We start from the raw sequence: 20,667 nt of genomic DNA on the forward strand, positions 1-20,667 counted from the left end.
CAGAATAGGACCAGGTCACCCTACCCGGAGACGGCCGCTCACAGGCGATGTGTCCGGTCTCTCCACCCGACCGCTACCATGGCGCCATGCCGGACGCACCCTTCATCTCCTATGCCCAGAACGGCGAGGACGTCGTCCTGTGGCGAGCGCTCCAGTCGGTCACCGACGGACGCTACGTCGAGGTCGGAGCCAACCACCCCACGCACGACTCGGTCACGCGCGCGTTCTACGATCGCGGCTGGTCGGGGATCACCGTCGAACCCGTCGAGTACTTCGCGGAGCTCCATCGCGAGAGCCGCCCGCGCGACATCCAGGTCCAGGCGGCCATCACCTCGGAGGACGTCGAGGAGATCACTCTCCACGTCATCCCCGACACGGGGCTGTCGACGCTCGACGACAGCATCAGCGAGCAGCACGAGGCCGCTGGCATCGAGCACGTGGACATCGTCGTGAAGACCACCCGGCTCGACGACCTCCTTGCCGCGCACGGATACGCCGAGAAGGACGTGCACTTCCTCCTGATCGACGTGGAGGGGGCCGAGGCCGACGCGCTGCGGAGCATCGACCTCACGGTCTGGCGACCGTGGGTCGTGGTCGTCGAGGCGACCCTGCCGAACTCCACGACGCCCTCCCACACGGAGTGGGAGCCGAACCTCCTGGCCGCAGGGTACGAGTTCTGCCTCTTCGACGGGGTCTCCCGCTTCTACGTCGCGCAGGAGCACGCCGCCGAGCTCAAGGCGAAGCTCCAGTACCCGGCGTGCGCGCTCGACCGCTTCGTCAACCACATCCTGATCGACGCCCGCATCGAGATCAACGAGCGGACCGCCGAGCTCGACGACCTCACGCGTCAGCTGCTCCACTGGCGACAGACCGCCCTCGACCAGTGGGCGGCCGTCGCGGCCGCCCAGGCGAGCCGCGACGCCGACAGGTCTGCGGACCAGGCGGTGCTCGCGGAGATGGAGGCGATGCGACACACCCTCTCGTGGCGGGTCACCAGGCCGCTCCGGCTCGTCCGGCGTATCGGCTCCCGACTCAAGACGGCCCGATGAGGGACCAGCAGTACTCGTTGCCCCCCGCCGCCCGGGAGCGTCTGGAAGCCCTCGACCAGCGGCTCCTCGCCGCAGCGCACGCGGTCCTGGGCCCGGAGGTGCCCGTGCTCGACGGGACGCCCGCTCGCCCGGGCCAGGCGAGCGCCGAGATCCTGCCCGCGCTGGTCACGGCGTGCCGCGGCCCCGGGGGTGATGAGGTCGCCTGGCTGCTCCTGACGGCGGTCCGCGGACGGTTCCCGTCACCCGACGAGTTCCTCGCGCTGGCCCGGCTCCTGGACCTCGACCCGGGCGCGAGCGCCACGGTCGAGACGACCCTCCTGACCCTTGCGCTCGACGACGCCGAGGCGCGACCGGACCTCGAGATGACCGTGGTCACCGACCACCCGGTCGTCGAGGTGGACTACTCGGCCCGGAACGACCTCCACACCGGCATCCACCGGGTGGTCCGCGAGACGCTCCCGAGGTGGGACGAGTCCCACCGGATCACCCCGGTCGCGTGGATCGACGAGTCCACGGCGTTCCGTGCCCTCGCCCCGCGTGAGCGAGCTCGGGTGCTGCGCTTCGGCAAGGACTCCGTGACCGATCTCGCCGAGGAGCTGGCCTTCCGCCATCGTCTCGTCGTGCCGTGGCGGACGGCCGTGGTCCTCCCCGACGTCCCCAGCCCCGGGGCCTCGTCGGTCATGACCGCTCTCGCCCGCTGGTCGGGCAACCGCGTCATGCTGATCGGCTACGACCTCATCCCCATCACGAGCGCCGACATGCGTCCCTTCTCCGACGCGACCGTCGCCGCGGCGCAGCTCACGGTGGTCAAGCATTCCGCTCGCGTCGCGGGCATCAGCGCCTCCGCCGCGACCGAGTACGGCGGATTCGTCCACGCGCTGGGGGCTCAGGGCATCGCCGGCCCAGAGGTTCGCGAGGTGCTCCTGCCGGAGTCGTCGCCGCCGTCGACGCACTCGACCGAGCCGCGACCCGGGAACTCCCGACCGGTCGTCCTGGTACCCGGCACGCGCGAGCTGCACAAGAACCAGCGGACCCTGCTCCACGCCGCCGAGCGGCTGTGGCACTCCGGCCTGGACTTCGAGCTGCGGATGATGGGCTCCGCAGGCTGGTCCGACGACGTCGTCAGTGCCGCGATGGACCGGTTGACGGAGCACGGTCACCCGTTCACGCCGCTCGGCCGGGTCTCGGAGGAGGAACTCTGGGAAGAGCTCTCGTCGGCCGACGTCGTCGCCTTCATCTCGCTCCACGAGGGCTACGGCCTGCCCGTCTCCGAGGCGCTGTCGGTCGGTACCCCCGTCCTGACCTCGTCGTTCGGGAGCCAGGCCGAGATCGCCCAGCACGGTGGTTGCCTGCTCGTGGATCCCCGGGACGACGACGACGTGACCGAGAAGCTCCGCGCGCTCGTCACGGACGCCAACCTGCGCGAACGGCTCGCCCTCGAGGCCCGCCGGCGCCCGCGCCGTACCTGGGACGACTACGCCCGCGAGCTCTGGCAGTACTTCATGACCGACGAGACAGCTGAGGACCCCACGTGACCATCTTCCGACGCCCGTCGGGCGCCACGAGGTCGTCGGCCGCCCCGCAGACCCACGTCGACGCCTGGCGCTCGCGCCTGCCGCTGCTCGCGACGGCGCTCGAGCGACCGGCTCCCTCGGTGGCCCCCTGGTCTCTCGAGTCCTTCGAGCGGGTGCTCGGCGAGCTCGTCGACATCCGTGACCACGCTCAGGTGTGGCTGGCGATCACGGTCCTCACAGGACGCCTTCCCGAGGTGCACACGGTCGTCGAGACAGCACGCGAGGCCGAGTTCGACAGCCATGTCGTCGTGCGCACGATCGTCGAGGAGACGACCGACGAGAGCGCCGGGTGGGCCGTGCGGGTCGTGACCGGCACGGTCGTCGTGGACGTCGCGCACACCGCGTCGACGACGCTCATGACCGGGATCCAGCGCGTCGTGCGGGAGACCACCCGGCGGTGGCTGCGCGAGCACGACGTCCTGCCGGTGTCGTGGACGCAGGACTTCGACGCGGTCCGCGACCTGACCCCCGTAGAGCTCGACCGGATCCTCCGGGCCGAGGCGGCGGACGAGGACCTCCCGTCGACGGCAGAGCCGTCGGTGGTCGTGCCGTGGAACGCTCGCTACGTCGTGCCGGAGCTCGCGGCGGAGGAGGAGCGGACCGGCCGCCTTCGTGCGCTGGCGCTCTACTCGCGGAGCCCTCTGAGCGCGGTCGGGTTCGACCTCATCCCCGTCACGTCCGGCGACACGACCAGCCCGGGCATGAGCGACGCATTCGCCCGCAGCCTGGCCGCGCTCCGGCACGGGGTGCGGCTCGCGCCGATCTCCGGTGCCGCTGCGACCGAGTACGAGGGCTGGCGCATGATGCTCGCCGCGACCGGTATCGCCGGTCCGGAGATCACGCCGGTCGTGCTGCCGGTCGAGGCGGTCGAGTCCACGCCGGCCGACATCGAGGCCGCCCGGTTGCGGTTCACGGTCGGCACCTGGCCGCTGGTCCTGGTCGTCGGCAGCCACGAGCCGCGGAAGAACCACCTCGCGATCCTGCACGCCGCCGAGCTGCTGTGGCGCGAGGGCCATGCCTTCAGCCTCACGTTCATCGGCGGGAACTCGTGGAACGGCGAGAGCTTCCAGCGTCGTCTTCACGAGCTCCGCTCGATCGGTCGACCGGTCGAGGCGGCCAGCAAGATCTCCGACGACCAGCTCTGGGCGGCCTACCGTCTCGCCCGGTTCTCCGTCTTCCCCTCGCTCAACGAAGGGTTCGGGCTGCCTGTCGCCGAGTCCCTCGCGGTGGGGACCCCGGCCATCACGTCGGACTTCGGGAGCATGGCCGAGATCGCCGCCGACGGGGGTGCGCTCGTCGTCGACCCGCACGACGACCGGGCGATCGCCGACGCGATGCGCACGCTCCTCCTGGACGACGAGCAGCTGGGCGAGCTGAGCGTCGCGGCACTCGCACGCCCTCGGCGCACGTGGGACGACTACGCCGCGGAGCTCTGGGCCTATCTCATCGAGGGCCGTCCCCCGACGGCCTAGGGCGCTACGCCTGGCGGGTATTGTTGCCCCTCAGGCCCTCATGCCTAGACCACCATGATCAGGAGAACGATGGACGACCTGCGTGACGCTAGAGCGTCCGCTCTTGCAACCCAACCGATGCGTCCCGCTGGCCCGCGTTCGGGCATCTTCGGTGGAACCCTGCAGTCCCTCCGGGACATCTTCTCGCACCGTGAGCTCGTGGGGCTCCTCGTCCGCCGAGAGATCAAGGCTCGCTACAAGGACAGCATCCTGGGCTTCTTCTGGAGCCTGGCACGTCCGATCGCGCTCCTGCTCGTGTACTGGGTCGCCATCGGCAAGTTCCTCGGAGCCGAGCGGAACATCCCCGAGTTCGCGATCTACATCTTCACCGGCCTGACGGCGTGGCAGCTGTTCTCGGACATCGTCTCGACCGGCACGGGCTCGATCGTCGTCAACTCGGGCCTGATCAAGAAGGTCTACGTCCCGCGCGAGGTCTTCCCCCTCAGCGTCGTCGGCTCGGCACTCTTCAACTTCGGGATCCAGCTGGTCATCCTCCTGGGGTTCACCGCGATCCGCGGTCAGTTCCCGACGGGCGAGCGCTGGCTCTACTTCATCCTGGGGTTCTCGGTCCTCGTGACCTTCGCGAGCGCGCTCGCCCTCATCCTGTCCGCGGTCAACGTCTATCTTCGTGACGTCCAGTACCTCGTGGAGATCGTGCTGATGCTCGCCTTCTGGGCGTCGCCGATCGTCTACTCGTGGAGCCAGATCACGTCCCAGGTCTCGTCGGAGCTCGTGCAGAACATCTATGCGTCGAACCCGATGACCCAGGTGATCTTCGCCTTCCAGCGCGCCTTCTGGGTGGCTGGCGACGGACAGCCGATGCCCGACGACCTCGGTGTGCGCCTGCTCATCACGCTCGGGATCTCGATCGTCCTCCTCTGGATCGGGCAGCGCGTCTTCTCCCGTTTGCAGAGCAACTTCGCACAGGAGCTGTGATGAGCACCACCGTCGTCCGGGTCGACAACATCTCGAAGAGATTCGTCATCCGCAAGGAGAAGTCGCTCAAGGAGCGACTCGTCAACTTCGGCCGTTCCAACAAGCACAAGGACGACTTCTGGGCCCTGCGTGACGTCGACCTCGACATCACGTCCGGTTCCACGGTCGGACTCGTCGGGCCGAACGGTTCGGGCAAGAGCACGTTGCTCAAGATGATCGGCGGGATCCTCCAGCCGACGTCGGGCACGGTCAGCATCCGCGGACGTCTCGCTGCCCTGCTCGAGCTGGGTGCGGGTTTCCACCCGGACCTGACGGGGCGGGAGAACGTCTATCTCAACGCCTCGATCCTCGGGCTGTCCAGGGAGCAGACGGACAGCTACTTCGACGCGATCGTCGACTTCTCCGGCATCGAGAAGTTCATCGACACCCAGGTGAAGTTCTACTCCTCGGGAATGTACGTCCGGCTCGCCTTCGCCGTGGCCGTGCACGTCGACCCGGACATCCTCCTCGTGGACGAGGTCCTGGCCGTCGGTGACGAGCCGTTCCAGCGCAAGTGCATGGACCGCATCCGTCAGTTCCAGCACGACGGGCGCACGATCATCTTCGTGAGCCACTCGCTCGACCAGGTCGCCGACCTGTGCGACCGCGCCGTGGTGCTCGAGAGCGGGGCGGTCATCGCGGACGGGGCTCCCCGGGAGGCCCTGCGGACGCTGCGCAGCGAGTTCGACCAGATCCGCCAGGAGGACATCGAGCGCGAGCAGATCAGGATCCAGGAGGCGGAGCAGTCCACCAAGGTCGAGGACGAGCCGGCGCACGCTGTCGAGCGCGCCGTCGTCCAGTCGGTCGGGCTCTTCTCGCCCGACGGGAGCCCCGTCTCCGAGATCTCCCCCGCGACCGACGTCGTGGTGGCCGTCACGGTCGAGGCGAGCACCCCGATCTCGGGAGCGATCGTCGGGATCGGTATCGACACGGCGCTCGGGGTCAACGTGTACGGGACCAACACCAAGCTGCTGGGTGTCCCGCTGCCGCGTCTCGAGGGCACGCACCGGGTGGAGTTCCTGCTGCCCGACCTCCACATCGGTGAGGGAAGCTATGCGCTGCACGGCGCCGTGACGAACGCTGCCGGCTCCGAGCTCCACCGGCTGCGCGACGCGGTCCAGCTCTCGGTCGTGGCCGACGGGCGGTCCGTCGGCGTCACCTGGACGAACGCCCAGGTCCTCTCCGGGCAGGACAGCACGGTCGGGGCGTCCACGGTCTGACCCCACGTCGTCGACGCCCCGGTGCCCGCTCTTCGGAGCGGGCACCGGGGCGTCGTGCGTCGCGCCCGCCGGAACCTCCGGCGAGCACCAACGGCTAGGGTATGAGGGCATTGCACCCGCCAGGAGGAATCACCCATGCGTCTTCTCGTCACCGGCGGAGCCGGTTTCATCGGCTCCAACTTCGTCCACCAGACCGTCCGCGAGCGTCCTGACGTCGAGGTGACGGTGCTCGATGCGCTCACCTACGCAGGTGACCTCTCGTCGCTCGCGCCCGTCGCCGACCGGATCACCTTCGTCAAGGGGGACGTCTCGGACGCCGAGCTCGTCGACCGTCTCGTCGGTGCGAGCGACCTCGTCGTCCACTTCGCGGCCGAGTCGCACAACGACAACTCGCTGGACGACCCGTCGCCGTTCGTGCAGACGAACGTGATCGGGACCTTCACTCTCCTGGAGGCCGTGCGCAAGCACGGCACCCGGTACCACCACATCTCGACGGACGAGGTGTACGGCGACCTCGAGCTGGACGACCCGGAGCGGTTCACGGCCTCGACGCCGTACAACCCGTCGAGCCCGTACTCGTCGACCAAGGCGTCGAGCGACCTGCTCGTCCGTGCCTGGGCGCGGTCCTTCGGGATCCAGGCGACCATCTCGAACTGCTCGAACAACTACGGCCCGTACCAGCACATCGAGAAGTTCATCCCGCGCCAGGTCACGAACCTGATCGACGGCATCCGCCCGCGCCTGTACGGCGCCGGCCAGAACGTCCGCGACTGGATCCACGTCGAGGACCACAACTCGGCCGTCTGGGCCATCATCGACGCCGGGCGAGCCGGTGAGACCTACCTGATCGGTGCCGACGGCGAGAAGAACAACCTCGAGGTCGTCCAGACCCTCCTCGAGATCTTCGGGCGCACCCCCGACGACTTCGACCACGTCGCGGACCGTCCTGGCCACGACCTGCGCTACGCGATCGACTCCTCCAAGCTGCGTGACGAGCTGGGCTGGACCCCTCGCTACACGGACTTCCGTCAGGGCCTCGAGGCCACGGTGGACTGGTACCGGGCGAACGAGTCCTGGTGGCGCGCTGCCAAGGCCGAGACCGAGGCGAAGTACGCGAAGGTCGGTCAGTAGCGAGGAGCGGGCTGGCGGGCGCCACGTCGGCGTACCGCCCGTCGGCCCGCCCCGCCAGCCGCGGCCTCTCTCGCCAGCCCTCGTGGAGCCCGCTCCGCGCCGGAGCGGCACGGTTCGACGGGTGTCTCTACGAGACCTCCACGCGGCAACCTCCCGGACCCCTCCGCGCGGGCCGGGCTTCGTCCTATGCTCTTGAACCGTGACCTCTCGTAGCTGTCTCTCGCCCGGCTCGACGGCAAGGACCCCCACGTGCGCGGTCCCGGTCGTCGCGCCGTCGCGGCGGGTGGGCACGAACCGTCGAGGGCGCGATCTCACCCGGTCCGGGCGTGTCCGCCTCTCCTGCCGCCCGACCCGTGGCACGAGTGGCATCATCGTCCCCATGTCCGTCTCGCGTCCGGACGCCCACCGGCTCCCCCGGTCCGTCCTGCTCGACGTCGTCGCTCACGTGGGTGGTTGAGGCCGCCATGTCCCACGACGAGTCTCCCTCGGGCCGGACCAGGCCCCCGAGCTTCACGCCCCAGACAGGGCGTGCAGGCAGGCCCCCCAGCGCCAACGACGCGATCGCGGTCGGGTCCGACGGCACACCCCGGTCGGCCGGTCGCCCTGTCGAGCCGCTCGCTCCGGACGTCCCGCTCACCTCGGAGCCGCGGATCAAGCGCCAGTCGTCGCGCACCGCCGCCGCCCCGCCGTCACGGCCGGGGACTCCGCCTCCTGCCCCTCCGGCGCGCCCTGTGGGTTCCTCGGACGCCCGCCGCGGCGCGAGTGCCCGGGCGCAGACGTCCACCGAGAGCGCCGCGCCCCCGTCGGTCCCCCCGGCTCACGGCAGGACCACCCGCCCCCGGTCACCGGCGCAGGCAGTGGGGGGCGCACAGCAGCAGCCCGGGTCGGCCTCTCGGCCGGCCGCCGCGGCCTCGCGGCCGTCGGCGCCTCGCGGTGCCCGACCGTCGACGCGCCCCACCGGCTCGCCGCCCGGGACGCGCCCGCCGTCCACCCGCCCACCGGTCACGGCCGGCGGCCCGCGGGGCCGCCGGCGGGGGCGACGCCTCGCCACGACGGTTGGCGTCCTGGCCCTCGTCCTGCTCATCGCCTGGCCGGTCGGCCTGCTCGTGTGGGCCAACGGCAAGATCCAGCACGTCGATGCTCTCTCGGGTGCTTCGGGGACCGCGGGAACCACCTACCTCCTCGCGGGTTCCGACGCGCGCGGCGGTGACGGCATCGCCGAGGACGGCACGGAGGGCGCCAGGACCGACACGATCATGATCCTGCACAAGCCGGCGAGCGGCCCCGCCGCCCTCATCAGCCTCCCGCGCGACTCGTTCGTCGAGGTTCCCGGCAGGGGGCCCGCCAAGCTCAACGCGGCGTACTCGTGGGGCGGGGCACCGCTCCTCGTCCAGACCGTCGAAGGGCTGACCGGGTTGACGGTGGACCACTTCGTCGAGATCGGCCTGGGCGGCGTCTCGAACGTGGTCAACGCCGTGGGCGGCGTCGAGCTGTGCCTCGACTACGACGTCAACGATCCCAACAGCGGGCTCGTCTGGACTGCCGGGTGTCACGACGCGGACGGCACGACGGCCCTGGCGTTCGCCCGCATGCGCTACTCCGACCCCAAGGGCGACATCGGCCGTGGGGAGCGCCAGCGGCAGGTCATCGGGGCGGTGAGCCAGAAGGCCGTCGACGCGAGCCTGCTCGTGCGCCCCGGGGACCAGGTCTCGCTGCTCGGTGCCGGTATCGGTGCTCTCGAGGTCGACGAGAAGACGGGCATCGTCGACCTCGGGAAGCTCGCGCTGGCCTTCCGGGCCGCGAACGGCCCTGACGGCGTCACCGGCACGCCACCGATCTCCGACCCGGACTACCGTCCTGGCGGGGTCGGCTCGACGGTGCGTCTCGATCCCGACCTGAGCCCGGCGTTCTGGGCGGACCTGCGCGACGGGAAGCTGCCCGCGGGCGTCGTGGGCGGCCTGCCCCAGTCGTAGCCGTAGTCGTCGTCGGCGCCGTCCCGCACGGCAGCGAGAAGGGCCCGCACCGTTCCTCGGTGCGGGCCCTTCTCGTGGTGCTGGGGCGCTTACGCCCCGAAGCCCGTGCGGCGCTCTCCGGCGACCGTGGCGCGCAGTGCGGCCCCCTTGGCGTGCGCCTGCTCGCTCAGGGCCTCCTGGAAGGCGACCATCTTCTCGCGCAGGCGCGCTGCGGCGTCGTCCGTGCCCGAGGCGAGGATGCGCACGGCGAGCAGGCCTGCGTTGCGCGCGCCCCCGATCGAGACGGTCGCGACGGGCACGCCCGCGGGCATCTGCACGATCGACAGGAGCGAGTCCATGCCGTCGAGGTGGCGCAGCGGCACGGGCACGCCGATGACCGGCAGGGGTGTGACGGCCGCGAGCATGCCCGGCAGGTGCGCGGCTCCCCCGGCGCCCGCGACGATCACGCGCAGCCCGCGCTCGGCGGCGCTGCGCCCGTAGTCGATCATCTCGGTGGGCATGCGGTGGGCCGAGACGACGTCGACCTCGATCGCCACGCCGAACTCGCGCAGCGCGGCCGCGGCCTCCTGCATCACGGGCCAGTCGGAGTCGGATCCCATCACGATGCCCACCGTGGGCGTGCTCTCGGTCATGTCTCAGGCCTTCGTCTCGTCGGTGGTGTGGTTCTCGGGGAGGGGTTCGCCGCGCAGCAGCGCGGCCGCGCCCAGCGCCCGACGGCGGACCTCGCCCAGGTCGTGGCCGCTCACGTTCACGTGGGCGAGCTTGCGGCCCGGGCGCACGTCCTTGCCGTACAGGTTGACGCGCGCGTCGGGGAACGCGCCCAGGACCCCGGGCAGCGCGTCGGTGAGGGCGGGCAGGCTCGACCCGAGCACGTTGGCCATGACCGTCCACGGGGCCGTGGGCGACGTGTCGCCGAGCGGCAGGTCGAGGACGGCGCGCAGGTGCTGCTCGAACTGGCTCGTGACCGCGCCGTCGATGGTCCAGTGACCGGAGTTGTGCGGGCGCATCGCGAGCTCGTTGACCAGGACGCGGCGGGCGGGGCGACCGTCCGCCGAGCCGGCGGCGCCCAGGGCGTCGACGGGGCCGCCAGCGCCGACAGCGCCATCAGCGACCTCGAACATCTCGACCGCGAGGACGCCGGTGACGTCGAGCCCCTCGGCGATCGCGACGGCCACCTGGCGCGCCTCGCGGGCCTCGGCGTCCGTCAGGTCGGGGGCGGGGGCGATCACCTCGGCGCAGACGCCGTCGCGCTGGATCGACTCGACGACGGGCCACGTGCGGACCTCGCCGCTCGGGCGCCGCGCGACCAGGACCGCGAGCTCACGCGTGAACGGGACCTTCTCCTCGACGAGGAGCTGTGGGCCGCCCGCTGCCGCGGCGGCGAGCCAGTCGGCGGCCTCGTCGGCCGAGGTCACGACGCGCACGCCCTTGCCGTCGTAGCCGCCGCGCGACGTCTTGACCACAGCCTCGCCGCCGACCTCGGCGAGGAAGCCGGCGAGCGTCGCGTGCCCCTGCTCGGGGTCGACGGGCAGCGGGGCCCAGCGTGGGCACGGCGCGCCGAGCTCGGTGAGCCGGCGGCGCATCACGATCTTGTCCTGCGCCTGGACCAGGGCGTGCGGCGCGGGCCGCACGGGGGTGCCGTGCTCGATGAGGTCGGTCAGCAGGTCGTTGGGCACGTGCTCGTGCTCGAACGTGAGGACGTCGGCCGGGGCCCTGCCGTCCGTCGGTGCGATGAGGTCTCGGATCGCGACCTCGTCGGTGGCCGATCCCACCGGGGCGTCGGTCACCACCTGGGCCGCCGACGTCCCGGGAGCCTCGACGAGCACCCGTAGGTGCACCCCGAGCTCACCGGCCGCAGGGGCCATCATGCGGGCGAGCTGCCCGCCTCCGACAACGGCGATCACTGGTGCTGACACGTGTACCGAGGGTAGTCGCTCGACCGACCGTCGGACGACCCGTCCCACCCGGCGGTTGCTCCTGGCAATCTTTCCCAGGTCCACGGCGTACCCTGCCGACCATGTCCAGCCAGGTCGACGAGCTCTCGCTCAGCCCCGTCCGGGCGCCCGTACCCGTCGGGGCCGCCGCCCGCCTCGCGTCCGACGCCGCCCGACGTCGGACGCGCGTCGTCGCGCGCCTGGCAGAGCTGGGCCGGTTCAGCTTCGTGGGTACCGTCGCCTTCTTCGTGGATCTCGGGCTGTTCAACCTGCTGCGCTTCGGCCCCTGGGAAGCGTTGAGCGCGAGCCCGCTCGAGGCCAAGGCGATCGCCGTGGGCGTCGCGACGGTCGTGTCGTGGCTCGGCAGCCGCTACTGGACCTTCTCCGACCGCCGCACGAGCCGCCACGGCCGCGAGCTGCTGACCTTCCTGCTGGTCAACGCCGCGGGCATGGCCATCTCGCTCGGCGTGCTCGCGTTCACGACCGACGTCCTCGGGCTGACGTCCCCCCTCGCGGAGAACGTCGCGGCGAACGGGGTCGGTCTCGCACTGGCGAACGTGTTCCGCTACGTCGCCTACCGACGTGTCGTGTTCACGGGCGCGGGGGTCGGGCCCCGTCCGCTCGACGGGGCCGCCACGCTCGCCGCCACCCCTGTCCCTGACCCGGTCGCGACGGGCAACCCTTCCGACAAGGCCTAGCTCTCGGCGTCCCGCCCGCGCCTGCGTCGCCGCTTGCGCGCCCCGGACGCCGAGATCGTGGTCCCGGTGGGCAGCACGATCCGCGGGTCGAGCGTGCGGGGCACGCCCGCGAGGAAGAGCGCGAAGATCGGCGGGCGACGCTGGGCCAGCTCGAGCCGGCCCCCGTCGGCCGCGGCGAGGTCACGGGCGAGGGCCAGCCCGAGCCCCGTCCCCGCTCCCGAGGTCGCGCCGCGCTCGAAGACGCGCGAGGCCATCTCGTCGGAGACCCCCTCGCCCTCGTCACCGACCTCGATCGCGACGGCGCCGCTGGTCCCGCTCGGTCGGGCACGCACGGTCGTGGTGCCCGCACCGTGCTTGAGCGAGTTCTCGATGAGGGTGGCCAGCACCTGCGCGAGAGCGCCGGGGGTCGCGAGGACCTGGTAGCCGTCGGGCACGTCGACCACGAGCCGGCGACCGGCCTTGGCGAACGTGGGGACCCACTCCTCCTCCTGCTGGTGCACCACGTCGATCAGGCGGACGGCCTCGGTCGTGCCGCCCTGTGCGCGACGCGACTGCGTGAGCAGGTCGTCGACGACCGTGACGAGGCGCTCGACCTGCTCGAGCGAGATGCGCGCCTCCTCCTGGATCTCCGGGTCGTCGGAGGCCATCGAGATCTCCTCGAGCCGCATGCTCAGCGCGGTCAAGGGCGTCCGGAGCTGGTGCGAGGCGTCGGAGGCGAACTGGCGCTCGGCGGCCAGACGTCCGGCGAGGCGGTCGGAGCTGCGCGCGAGCTCGGCGGCCACGAGATCGATCTCCTCGACCCCGGAGAGCTCGAGCCGGGGTCGGACCTGGCCGGACCCGAGCTGCTCGGCCGAGGCGGCGAGGTACACCAGCGGCGCCGACAGCCGGTTGGCCTGCCACACGGCCATCGCGATGCCTGCCGCGAAGGCGACGACCGAGGCCGCGACGACGAGCAGGACGATCTTCGCGGCGTTCCAGTAGCTGTCGGCGAACGACGTGGTCAGGGCCACGGTCGCGTTCTGGTCCGTCCGGTCCGCGGCCTCGTTGACCCGTCCGGAGATGACCTCGCCCGCAGTCATGTGCTCGCCGTCGGGCAGGTTGACGAAGACGTACGCGGGCAGCTCGCCCGGGCGCCCCTCGGACGCGTTGTCGAGGACCGACTGCGGGATCGGCTCGTTCTGCGAGAGCCGGGCGTCGATGTTCCGGGCGAGCGTGTCCACCCGTCCCTGGAGCTGGGCCTTCTCGTTGGCGAGCACGAACTGCGCGCCGAGGAAGGCCAGGGGGAACCCCAGGAGCAGGACGGCGACGGCGACGGCCGCGACCGTCGCCTGCAGCACGCGTCGACGCACGCCCTACTCCTTCGCTCAGCCCTGTGGGCTGATCAGCCCTCGCCGGTCTCGAACCGGAAGCCGAGGCCCCGGACCGTCGAGACGTAGCGCGGCGAGTTGGCGTCGTCGCCGAGCTTGCGGCGCAGCCAGGACACGTGCATGTCCAGCGTCTTGGTGGAGCCCACGGGCTCCGAGCCCCACACGTCGCGCATGAGGGTGTCACGCACGACGACGGATCCCGCGCTCGCGATGAGCACGCGCAGGAGCTCGAACTCCTTGGTGGTCAGGTGCAGCTCGCGCTCGCCCTGGAAGGCGCGGTGGGCGGAGACGTCGATGCGGACGTCCTGCGCGACCAGCTCCTCCTCGTCCGTGGTGTCGCCGTGGGTGCGTCGCAGGAGCGCCCGCACGCGGGCGAGGAGCTCGGCCAGGCGGAAGGGCTTGGTCACGTAGTCGTCGGCGCCGGCGTCGAGGCCGACCACGAGGTCGACCTCGTCGGCACGTGCCGTCAGGACCAGGACCGGCGTCGTCAGACCCTTGTTGCGGATCTCACGTGCGACGTCCAGGCCGTCCATGTCCGGGAGGCCCAGGTCGAGGACGACGATGTCGACGCCGTTCGCGGCGTCGATCGCTCCTTGACCAGTTCCTTGCACGACCACGTTGTAACCCTCACGCGTCAGCGCACGCGCCAAAGGTTCGGCAATCGCCGGGTCGTCCTCCGCTAGCAGTACGTGGGTCATTCGATCATGCTAGGGCATTCGTAGAACTTTGGCGTTATCCGGCAGGCGTTGTGGGACACCCATGGCACACCTGATGGACACCGATGGCCCGGGTGTTCTGCTCTGCCCGGGTCTGCCCGGTTGCACCCGGTAGGCCCGGCCATGCGGACGCCGTCGGGACGTCACGGGAAGGCGTTCGCACGACCCGTGTCCGGCGCCCGCGCCCCGACGGGCCGCGACCCGGCCGGCCGCTCCCGCGACCCCGGATCATGCCCTGGTCGGGCCGGGGCACGCCCCCGGTCCGTCCACGGGTGGACCCTCCGACGGCGGGCCCCACCTAGGCTGGCAGGCATGGGCTGGTACGAGAACATGGGCAAGTGGTGGGAGCGGCACCGGTTCGGTGTCGACATGACCACGACGCTCGTCGTCGCGCTCGCCTTCGTGCCTGCGGCCTGGGCGCTCGGGACGTCCGCCACGGGCGGTTCGACGCTCTCGACCCTCTTCACGATCGGCATGATCGCCCCGCTGCCGTGGCGCCGGGTCCGCCCCGTGGCGTCGGCCATCACGGTCTACTCGGTCGCGCTGCTCCACCTGCTGTTCGGGATCGTCTTCCTCCCGGCCGACTTCCTCCTGCTGATCTCCCTCTTCTCCGTCACGGTCTACGGCCCCCGGTGGGCGCACCGCACCGCGATGATCTCCTCGGCCGCCGGTTCCCTGGTGCTCGGGCTCTCGCTCGCCATGCAGGCGAGCGGCCCGGGCGAGGCGGCCGGGGTCCTCGTGTTCACCACGATGTTCACGACCATGATGTTCCTCGCGGTCTGGGCGTTCGGGCTGGTCCGCCGTTCGCGGCGCGAGACCATCAACGCGTTGGTCGACCGCGCCGAGCGCCTCGAGGTCGAGCGCGACCAGCAGGCGCAGATCGCGACGGCCGCCGAACGTTCGCGCATCGCCCGCGAGATGCACGACATCGTCGCCCACTCGCTGTCCGTCATCATCGCCCAGGCCGACGGTGGACGTTACGCCGGTGCCACGGACCCGGCCGCGGCCACGCGCGCACTGACGACGGTCTCGGAGACAGGTCGTGCCGCGCTGGCCGACATGCGCCGGCTCCTCGGGGTCCTGCGCACGGACGACCGCGACGCCGTCGCCGGGCCTGCCCAGCTCACGCACGCCCCCGGCCTCAACAACCGTCCCCGGCCCCTCCCCCCAGGAGGTCCCGCGAGCGCCGTCGCGCCCACCGGCTCCCCCCGCACGGACCCCACCCCCGTCACGGGCGCGACCCGCCGCATCGAGCTCAACCCGCAGCCCGACTCGGCCGACCTGGAGACCCTCGTCGCCCAGGTGCGCGAGAGCGGCATGCGGGTCTCGCTCGTCCGCATGGGCACGCCGCGCGCCCTGCCTCCGGGGGCGGGGCTGACCGTGTACCGGGTCTGCCAGGAGGCGCTGACCAACATCCTCAAGCACGCAGGCCCGGACCCGACCGTCACGGTGGTCGTGACCTGGGGCGTCGACACGCTCCAGCTCGCGGTCGACGACGACGGGAGGGGCGCCTCCGCGGACGGCTCGCACTCGCCCGGCTACGGTCTGCTCGGCATGCGCGAGCGCGCCGTGATCTTCGGCGGCTCCGTGACGACGGGCCCCCGCCCCGGGGGCGGCTTCCGCGTCCGGTTCACCATGCCCATCCCCCGGCTCGACGGCGTCGCTCCCCTCCTCCCGTCGGCTCCCGGTCCGCAGTCGCCACCGCACGGCCCGACGGCGGGTCCGGCGGCCGGTCCGGCGGCGGGTCGGTCGGCGGGTCCTGCCCCCGTGCCACCCCCGCCGGACCACCTGTCGGGCAGGATGGACCCTCGCGGCACCCGGCCCGCACCCGCACCCGCACCCGCACCCGCACCCGACGATCGTCAGGACCCATGACCTCCACCTTCTTCGCCTCCGACCCGCCCGAGCGCGCCCCGATCCGGGTCGCGCTCGTCGACGACCAGCAGCTCGTGCGGGCCGGCTTCCGGATGGTGATCGACTCGCAGCCCGACCTCCAGGTCACGGTCGAGGCCGGTGACGGGCTCCAGGCGCTCCGGCTGCTCGCGGACCACCCCGTCGACGTCGTGCTCATGGACGTGCGCATGCCCCACCTCGACGGGCTCGCCGCGACGGCGCAGCTCACGGCCGCGGCCGCCGAGGGGCAGCACGTGCCGCGCGTCATCGTGCTCACGACGTTCGACCTCGACGAGTACGTCCTCGAGGCGATCCGCTCCGGGGCCAGCGGCTTCCTCCTCAAGGACGCTCCCCCCGAGGAGATGCTCGCGGCGATCCGCACCGTGCACTCGGGGGACGCGGTGATCGCCCCGTCCTCGACCCGCCGGCTCCTCGAGCACCTGGTCGTGGCCCTGCCCGCCGAGCAGCTCGTCGACACGGGCGCCCAGCAGCAGGTCTCCTCGCTCACCGAGCGCGAGCGCGAGGTGCTCGTTCTCATGGCGAAGGGCCGGTCGAACACCGAGATCGCGGGCGACCTGTTCGTCGCCGAGGCCACGGTCAAGACCCACGTCGGGCGCATCCTCGCCAAGCTCGAGGCGCGCGACCGCGTACAGGCCGTGGTGACGGCCTACGAGACCGGGCTGGTGCGCCCGGGCGCGTGACGCCGTCGGGCAGGGGCTTCGCCGGGGGCCGGACGGACCCTGGCTGCGGGACCGCTCGACGTGCGGCGTACCGCCCGACCGGGCGCGTACGACCACGGGATGACTCCCCCTGCGGCCAGGACCAGCCCGTCGCCGGACGCGGCCGCCACCCCCCGGCTCCTAGTGTCGTCATCAGGTGGGAACGAGGGCCTCGGCTCTCCCCCGCACCCCCTCGGTCCCGGCGCCGGGCGCACCACGCGCCCCGCCCCGGGACCGGACCTACCGACGACGAACTACCTGGAGCAGACGTGGACACCACCGTGTACCAGCCCATCCCCGGCACCGCCGCCTCACCGGGCACCCCCGCGGTGCGCGCCCGGTCCCTGACCAAGCTGTACGGCAAGGGCGAGGCGACCGTGCGCGCGCTCGACGGCGTCGACGTGGACTTCGAGAAGGGCGCGTTCACCGCGATCATGGGCCCCTCGGGCTCGGGAAAGTCCACGCTCATGCACCTGCTCGCCGGGCTCGACACCGCCTCGAGCGGCCAGGGCTTCATCGGCGACACCGAGATCACCGCGCTCGGTGACAACGAGCTGACCAGGCTGCGCCGCGACCGCGTCGGCTTCGTCTTCCAGTCGTTCAACCTGCTGCCCATGTTCACGGCCGAGCAGAACATCACGCTCCCGATCGAGCTCGCCTCGGGGACGGTCGACAAGGAGTGGCTCGCGACGCTCGTCCAGACCCTCGGCCTGGGCGCTCGCCTCACCCACCGCCCCAGCGAGCTCTCGGGCGGGCAGCAGCAGCGCGTCGCGATCGCCCGCGCCCTCATCGCCAAGCCCGAGGTCGTGTTCGCCGACGAGCCCACCGGAAACCTGGACTCGCGCTCCGGCGCCGAGGTCCTGAGCTTCCTGCGCCGCTCGGTCCGCGAGCTCGGGCGCACCATCATCATGGTCACGCACGACCCGACGGCTGCCGCGTACGCCGACCGCGTCATCCTCATCGCGGACGGCCGCATCGCGGGCGACATCGACGACCCGACGCCCGAGTCCGTCCTCGCCGGCCTCGACGCGCTGCGCACGCTCGAGGGCGACCCCGCCGACGCGCTCGCGGGCGGCTCGACCGGTTCGACGGCGGTGCGCGCCTGATGGTCCGGCTCACCCTGGCGCAGATGCGCCGAAGCATCGGGCGGCTCAGCGCCGCCGGCATCGCGATCCTCATCGGGACCGCCTTCCTGACCGCGACGCTCCTCGCCGGGAACGTCATGACCCAGGTCACCAACGGCTCGATCGCCGCGCGCTACGCCGACTCCGACCTGGTCGTCGCGAACGACCAGGGCCTCGACGCTGCGGAGATCGCCGCGGTCGGATCGACCCCCGGGGTCGAGGCCGCCGACGCGCGCAAGCTCCGAGCCTTCCAGCTGGTCTCGGGCGGCAAGCGCACCTTCCAGATCGTCAGCCCGGTCATGACCGACCCGCGGTTCGAGCCGCAGGAGGTCACTGCGGGCGCCCAGCCGTCGGCCGCGGGCGAGATCGCCCTCCCCGAGGAGACCGCGGACCGCCTGGGCCTCGAGCTCGGCGACACCGTGACGCTCGTACGCTCCGTCTGGCAGCCTGTTGCCGAGGGCGCGACCGCGCCGGACGGCACGGACGGCACGGACAGCGCGGACAGCAGCGCGACGGCCGGCGAGGCAGCGGACGGCGGCACGACGTCGCCCGACGAGGCCCCGCTCGGCGAGTACACCGACGTCGACGAGAAGCTGACCCTCGTCGGCCTCCTCGACGACCCGATGGGCGCCCACTCGCAGTACGGCGGCGCGGGCCTGGTGGACGCGGCGGAGCTGACAACCTGGGACGACTCGGCCGCAGAGCCCGGCGCCTCGGCCGACGTCACGAACGACGTCCTCGTGGCTCTCGCCCCGGGCGCCGACGTCGAGACCGTCCGCACCCAGATCGCCGACTCGCAGGGGGACGGCACCACGGTCATGACGACCGACGAGTACGCGAAGAAGGTCGCTGCCGAGATGACCGGCGGCGAGGACGTCTTCACCTACATGATCCTCACGTTCGCCGCGATCGCCCTGCTCGTCGCGGCCCTGGTCATCGCGAACACCTTCCAGGTGCTCGTCGCCCAGCGCACCCGGACCCTCGCGCTCCTGCGCTGCGTGGGCGCCGACCGCAAGCAGCTCGCACGATCGGTGCTGCTGGAGGCCACGATGCTCGGGATCATCGCCTCGGTCGCCGGGATCCTGGTCGGCACGGGGCTCGTCCAGCTCGCGCTCACCGTGGCCGGCGGCATGGACCTCGGCGTCCCGCTCCCGGAGCTGGTCCAGATCACCGTCCCGGTCGTCCTGGTACCTCTGCTGGTCGGCACCGTCGTCACGCTCGTCGCGTCCTTCTCCCCCGCCCGCGCAGCGACCCGGGTCGCGCCGCTCGCCGCGCTGCGCCCGTCGGACGCGCCGACCGTCTCGACCGGAGCCGGGCGAGTCCGTCTGGTCGCCTCGATCCTCCTGGTCGTCGGTGGCGCGAGCCTCCTCGCCCTGGGCATCGTCCTGGGGCAGCAGGGCAGCGCCGAGATGGGGCTGCTCGCGGCGACGGCCGGTGGCGCCGCCTCGTTCGTCGGGGTGCTGATCGGCGCGATCTTCTGGCTCCCCCGGGTGGTCAGCGTCGTCGGCAAGGCCCTGACGGGCTCCGGCAGCACGGCCAAGCTCGCGGCGGCCAACACCCTGCGCAACCCGCGCCGCACCGCTGCCACCAGCACGGCGCTCCTCATCGGTGTGACGCTCGTGGCCATGATGTCGACCGGCGCGGTCAGCGCACGGATGAGCATGAACAACGAGCTCGACAGCCGCTACCCCGTGGACGTCTCGCTCGCGACGGACGGCTACGACGACAACGGGGGCAACGACCCCATCGAGCTGCCGCAGACGACGATGAGCACCGCCGAGAGCACCGAGGGCATCGCGAGCGTCGTCCCGCTCACCGCGGCGACCGTCTCGGTCGACCTGGACGGACAGTCCATCACGTTCCTCGCGCGCGGCGTCGACCCCGCCGACGCCGTGGGGCTCGTGCGCAACGCGAAGGCCGTCGAGGGGCTGGTGCCCGGCACGGTCGTCGTCCCCGAGATGGTCGCCAAGGACTGGAAGATCGCCACGGGCGACGAGCTGTCGCTGGCCGCGACGGCCCCGGAGGGCACGGGATCCCCCGCCACCCTCGAGGCGCTGGTCACCCCGATGGGCGGACGCGCCCTCCTGGTCACCCCCGACACGCTCGACGGCATCGCCCCCGGCGCGCCGGTCACGACCGCCTGGGTGGGGCTGACCGACGTGACCGACGCGGGGTCCGTGGTCCCCGCGCTCCAGGACGCGCTCGCCGAGAGCAGCATCCCGATCGACGTGACCGGTGCCGCCGTCGAGCGCGCCCTCTACCAGAAGGTCGTCGACACGGTCCTCGGCATCGTCGTCGGGCTCCTCGCAGTCGCGGTCGTCATCGCCCTGATCGGCGTCGCGAACACCCTGTCGCTCTCGGTCATCGAGCGCCGCCGCGAGTCCGCGACCCTGCGGGCCATCGGCCTGAGCCGGTCCCAGCTGCGCTGGATGCTGGCCATCGAGGGCATGCTCATCGCGGGGGTCGGCGCGGTGCTCGGCATCGTGCTGGGCGTCCTGTACGGCTGGGCCGGGGCCTCCGCGGCACTCGCCGTGATGGGTGACGTGACCCTGGCCGTCCCGTGGCGCGACGTCGCCCTGGTGCTGGTCGTGGCGCTCGTCGCCGGTCTGCTCGCCTCGGTGATCCCGGGCCGCTCGGCGGCCCGTACCTCCCCCGTGGAGGCGCTCGCGGTCGACTGACCCGCCATCCAGCGGCACCGTGCCCGACGGCGCGCCTGTGGACGATCTCCTCGTCCACAGGCGCGCCGTCGGCGTCTGCGGAGCCCTTCGGGGGACGACAGGATC

The 20,667-nt window shown here is 72.0% G+C and carries 16 protein-coding genes; 12 read left to right on the forward strand and 4 right to left on the reverse strand.

Annotated elements, in window-relative coordinates; genetic code table 11:
* Positions 1–86 precede the first annotated feature (86 nt).
* From JOD48_RS15260 to JOD48_RS19625, 7 genes are all read left to right on the forward strand, one after another.
* Positions 87–1,049: an FkbM family methyltransferase gene (locus JOD48_RS15260; protein ID WP_191790867.1), complete on the forward strand. Its 963-nt coding sequence runs from the start codon at positions 87–89 to the stop codon at positions 1,047–1,049.
* Entirely contained in the window at positions 1,046–2,584 is a 1,539-nt protein-coding gene (locus tag JOD48_RS15265) for a glycosyltransferase (protein WP_191790868.1), read from the forward strand. The genes JOD48_RS15260 and JOD48_RS15265 overlap by 4 nt, the downstream gene beginning before the upstream one ends.
* Positions 2,581–4,095, forward strand: coding sequence for a glycosyltransferase family 4 protein (locus JOD48_RS20210; RefSeq protein WP_191790869.1), 1,515 nt, complete (start codon positions 2,581–2,583; stop codon positions 4,093–4,095). The genes JOD48_RS15265 and JOD48_RS20210 overlap by 4 nt, the downstream gene beginning before the upstream one ends.
* A gap of 117 nt (positions 4,096–4,212) precedes the next feature.
* Positions 4,213–5,070 (forward strand): ABC transporter permease, encoded by an 858-nt coding sequence (locus JOD48_RS15275; protein WP_225227074.1) that lies wholly within the window; start codon positions 4,213–4,215, stop codon positions 5,068–5,070.
* Positions 5,070–6,329, forward strand: a complete 1,260-nt coding sequence (locus tag JOD48_RS15280) for an ABC transporter ATP-binding protein (RefSeq protein ID WP_191790871.1) — start codon at positions 5,070–5,072, stop codon at positions 6,327–6,329. Before JOD48_RS15275 ends, JOD48_RS15280 begins: the two co-directional genes overlap by 1 nt.
* Positions 6,330–6,464: 135 nt before the next feature.
* Complete coding sequence (gene rfbB, locus JOD48_RS15285) at positions 6,465–7,460, forward strand: dTDP-glucose 4,6-dehydratase (protein WP_191790872.1); 996 nt, start codon at positions 6,465–6,467, stop codon at positions 7,458–7,460.
* 857 nt (positions 7,461–8,317) lie between these two features.
* On the forward strand, positions 8,318–9,433 hold the full coding sequence (locus JOD48_RS19625) for an LCP family protein (protein ID WP_307824187.1): 1,116 nt from the start codon (positions 8,318–8,320) through the stop codon (positions 9,431–9,433).
* 89 nt (positions 9,434–9,522) lie between these two features.
* Here the strand turns inward: JOD48_RS19625 and purE are convergent, their stop codons facing one another.
* Together purE and JOD48_RS15300 are read right to left on the reverse strand one after the other, a co-directional pair.
* Positions 9,523–10,065: a 5-(carboxyamino)imidazole ribonucleotide mutase gene (purE, locus tag JOD48_RS15295; protein ID WP_191790874.1), complete on the reverse strand. Its 543-nt coding sequence runs from the start codon at positions 10,063–10,065 to the stop codon at positions 9,523–9,525.
* A gap of 3 nt (positions 10,066–10,068) precedes the next feature.
* Positions 10,069–11,349 (reverse strand): 5-(carboxyamino)imidazole ribonucleotide synthase, encoded by a 1,281-nt coding sequence (locus tag JOD48_RS15300; protein ID WP_204809687.1) that lies wholly within the window; start codon positions 11,347–11,349, stop codon positions 10,069–10,071.
* Between the two features lie 101 nt (positions 11,350–11,450).
* Here JOD48_RS15300 and JOD48_RS15305 point away from each other — a divergent pair, with 101 nt between their 5' ends.
* Entirely contained in the window at positions 11,451–12,065 is a 615-nt protein-coding gene (locus tag JOD48_RS15305; protein ID WP_204809688.1) for a GtrA family protein, read from the forward strand.
* Here the strand turns inward: JOD48_RS15305 and JOD48_RS15310 are convergent.
* Together JOD48_RS15310 and JOD48_RS15315 are read right to left on the reverse strand one after the other, a co-directional pair.
* A complete protein-coding gene (locus JOD48_RS15310; protein ID WP_191790877.1) occupies positions 12,062–13,414 on the reverse strand; it encodes a sensor histidine kinase in 1,353 nt (450 codons plus the stop codon). The genes JOD48_RS15305 and JOD48_RS15310 overlap by 4 nt on opposite strands.
* A gap of 32 nt (positions 13,415–13,446) precedes the next feature.
* Positions 13,447–14,130, reverse strand: coding sequence for a response regulator transcription factor (locus tag JOD48_RS15315; RefSeq protein WP_191790878.1), 684 nt, complete (start codon positions 14,128–14,130; stop codon positions 13,447–13,449).
* Positions 14,131–14,460: 330 nt separating this feature from the next.
* Here JOD48_RS15315 and JOD48_RS15320 point away from each other — a divergent pair, with 330 nt between their 5' ends.
* From JOD48_RS15320 to JOD48_RS15335, 4 genes are all read left to right on the forward strand, one after another.
* Entirely contained in the window at positions 14,461–16,023 is a 1,563-nt protein-coding gene (locus JOD48_RS15320) for a sensor histidine kinase (protein WP_239527424.1), read from the forward strand.
* Positions 16,020–16,742, forward strand: a complete 723-nt coding sequence (locus JOD48_RS15325) for a response regulator (RefSeq protein WP_204809692.1) — start codon at positions 16,020–16,022, stop codon at positions 16,740–16,742. The genes JOD48_RS15320 and JOD48_RS15325 overlap by 4 nt, the downstream gene beginning before the upstream one ends.
* Before the next feature lie 287 nt (positions 16,743–17,029).
* Complete coding sequence (locus JOD48_RS15330; protein ID WP_191790881.1) at positions 17,030–17,866, forward strand: ABC transporter ATP-binding protein; 837 nt, start codon at positions 17,030–17,032, stop codon at positions 17,864–17,866.
* Between the two features lie 23 nt (positions 17,867–17,889).
* The gene (locus JOD48_RS15335) at positions 17,890–20,562 is read left to right on the forward strand and encodes an FtsX-like permease family protein (protein WP_239527426.1); all 2,673 of its coding nucleotides are present in this window, start codon (positions 17,890–17,892) and stop codon (positions 20,560–20,562) included.
* The last annotated feature ends 105 nt before the right edge of the window (positions 20,563–20,667 follow it).

The sequence above is a fragment of the Oerskovia paurometabola genome (assembly GCF_016907365.1).
Lineage (GTDB): Bacteria > Actinomycetota > Actinomycetes > Actinomycetales > Cellulomonadaceae > Oerskovia > Oerskovia paurometabola.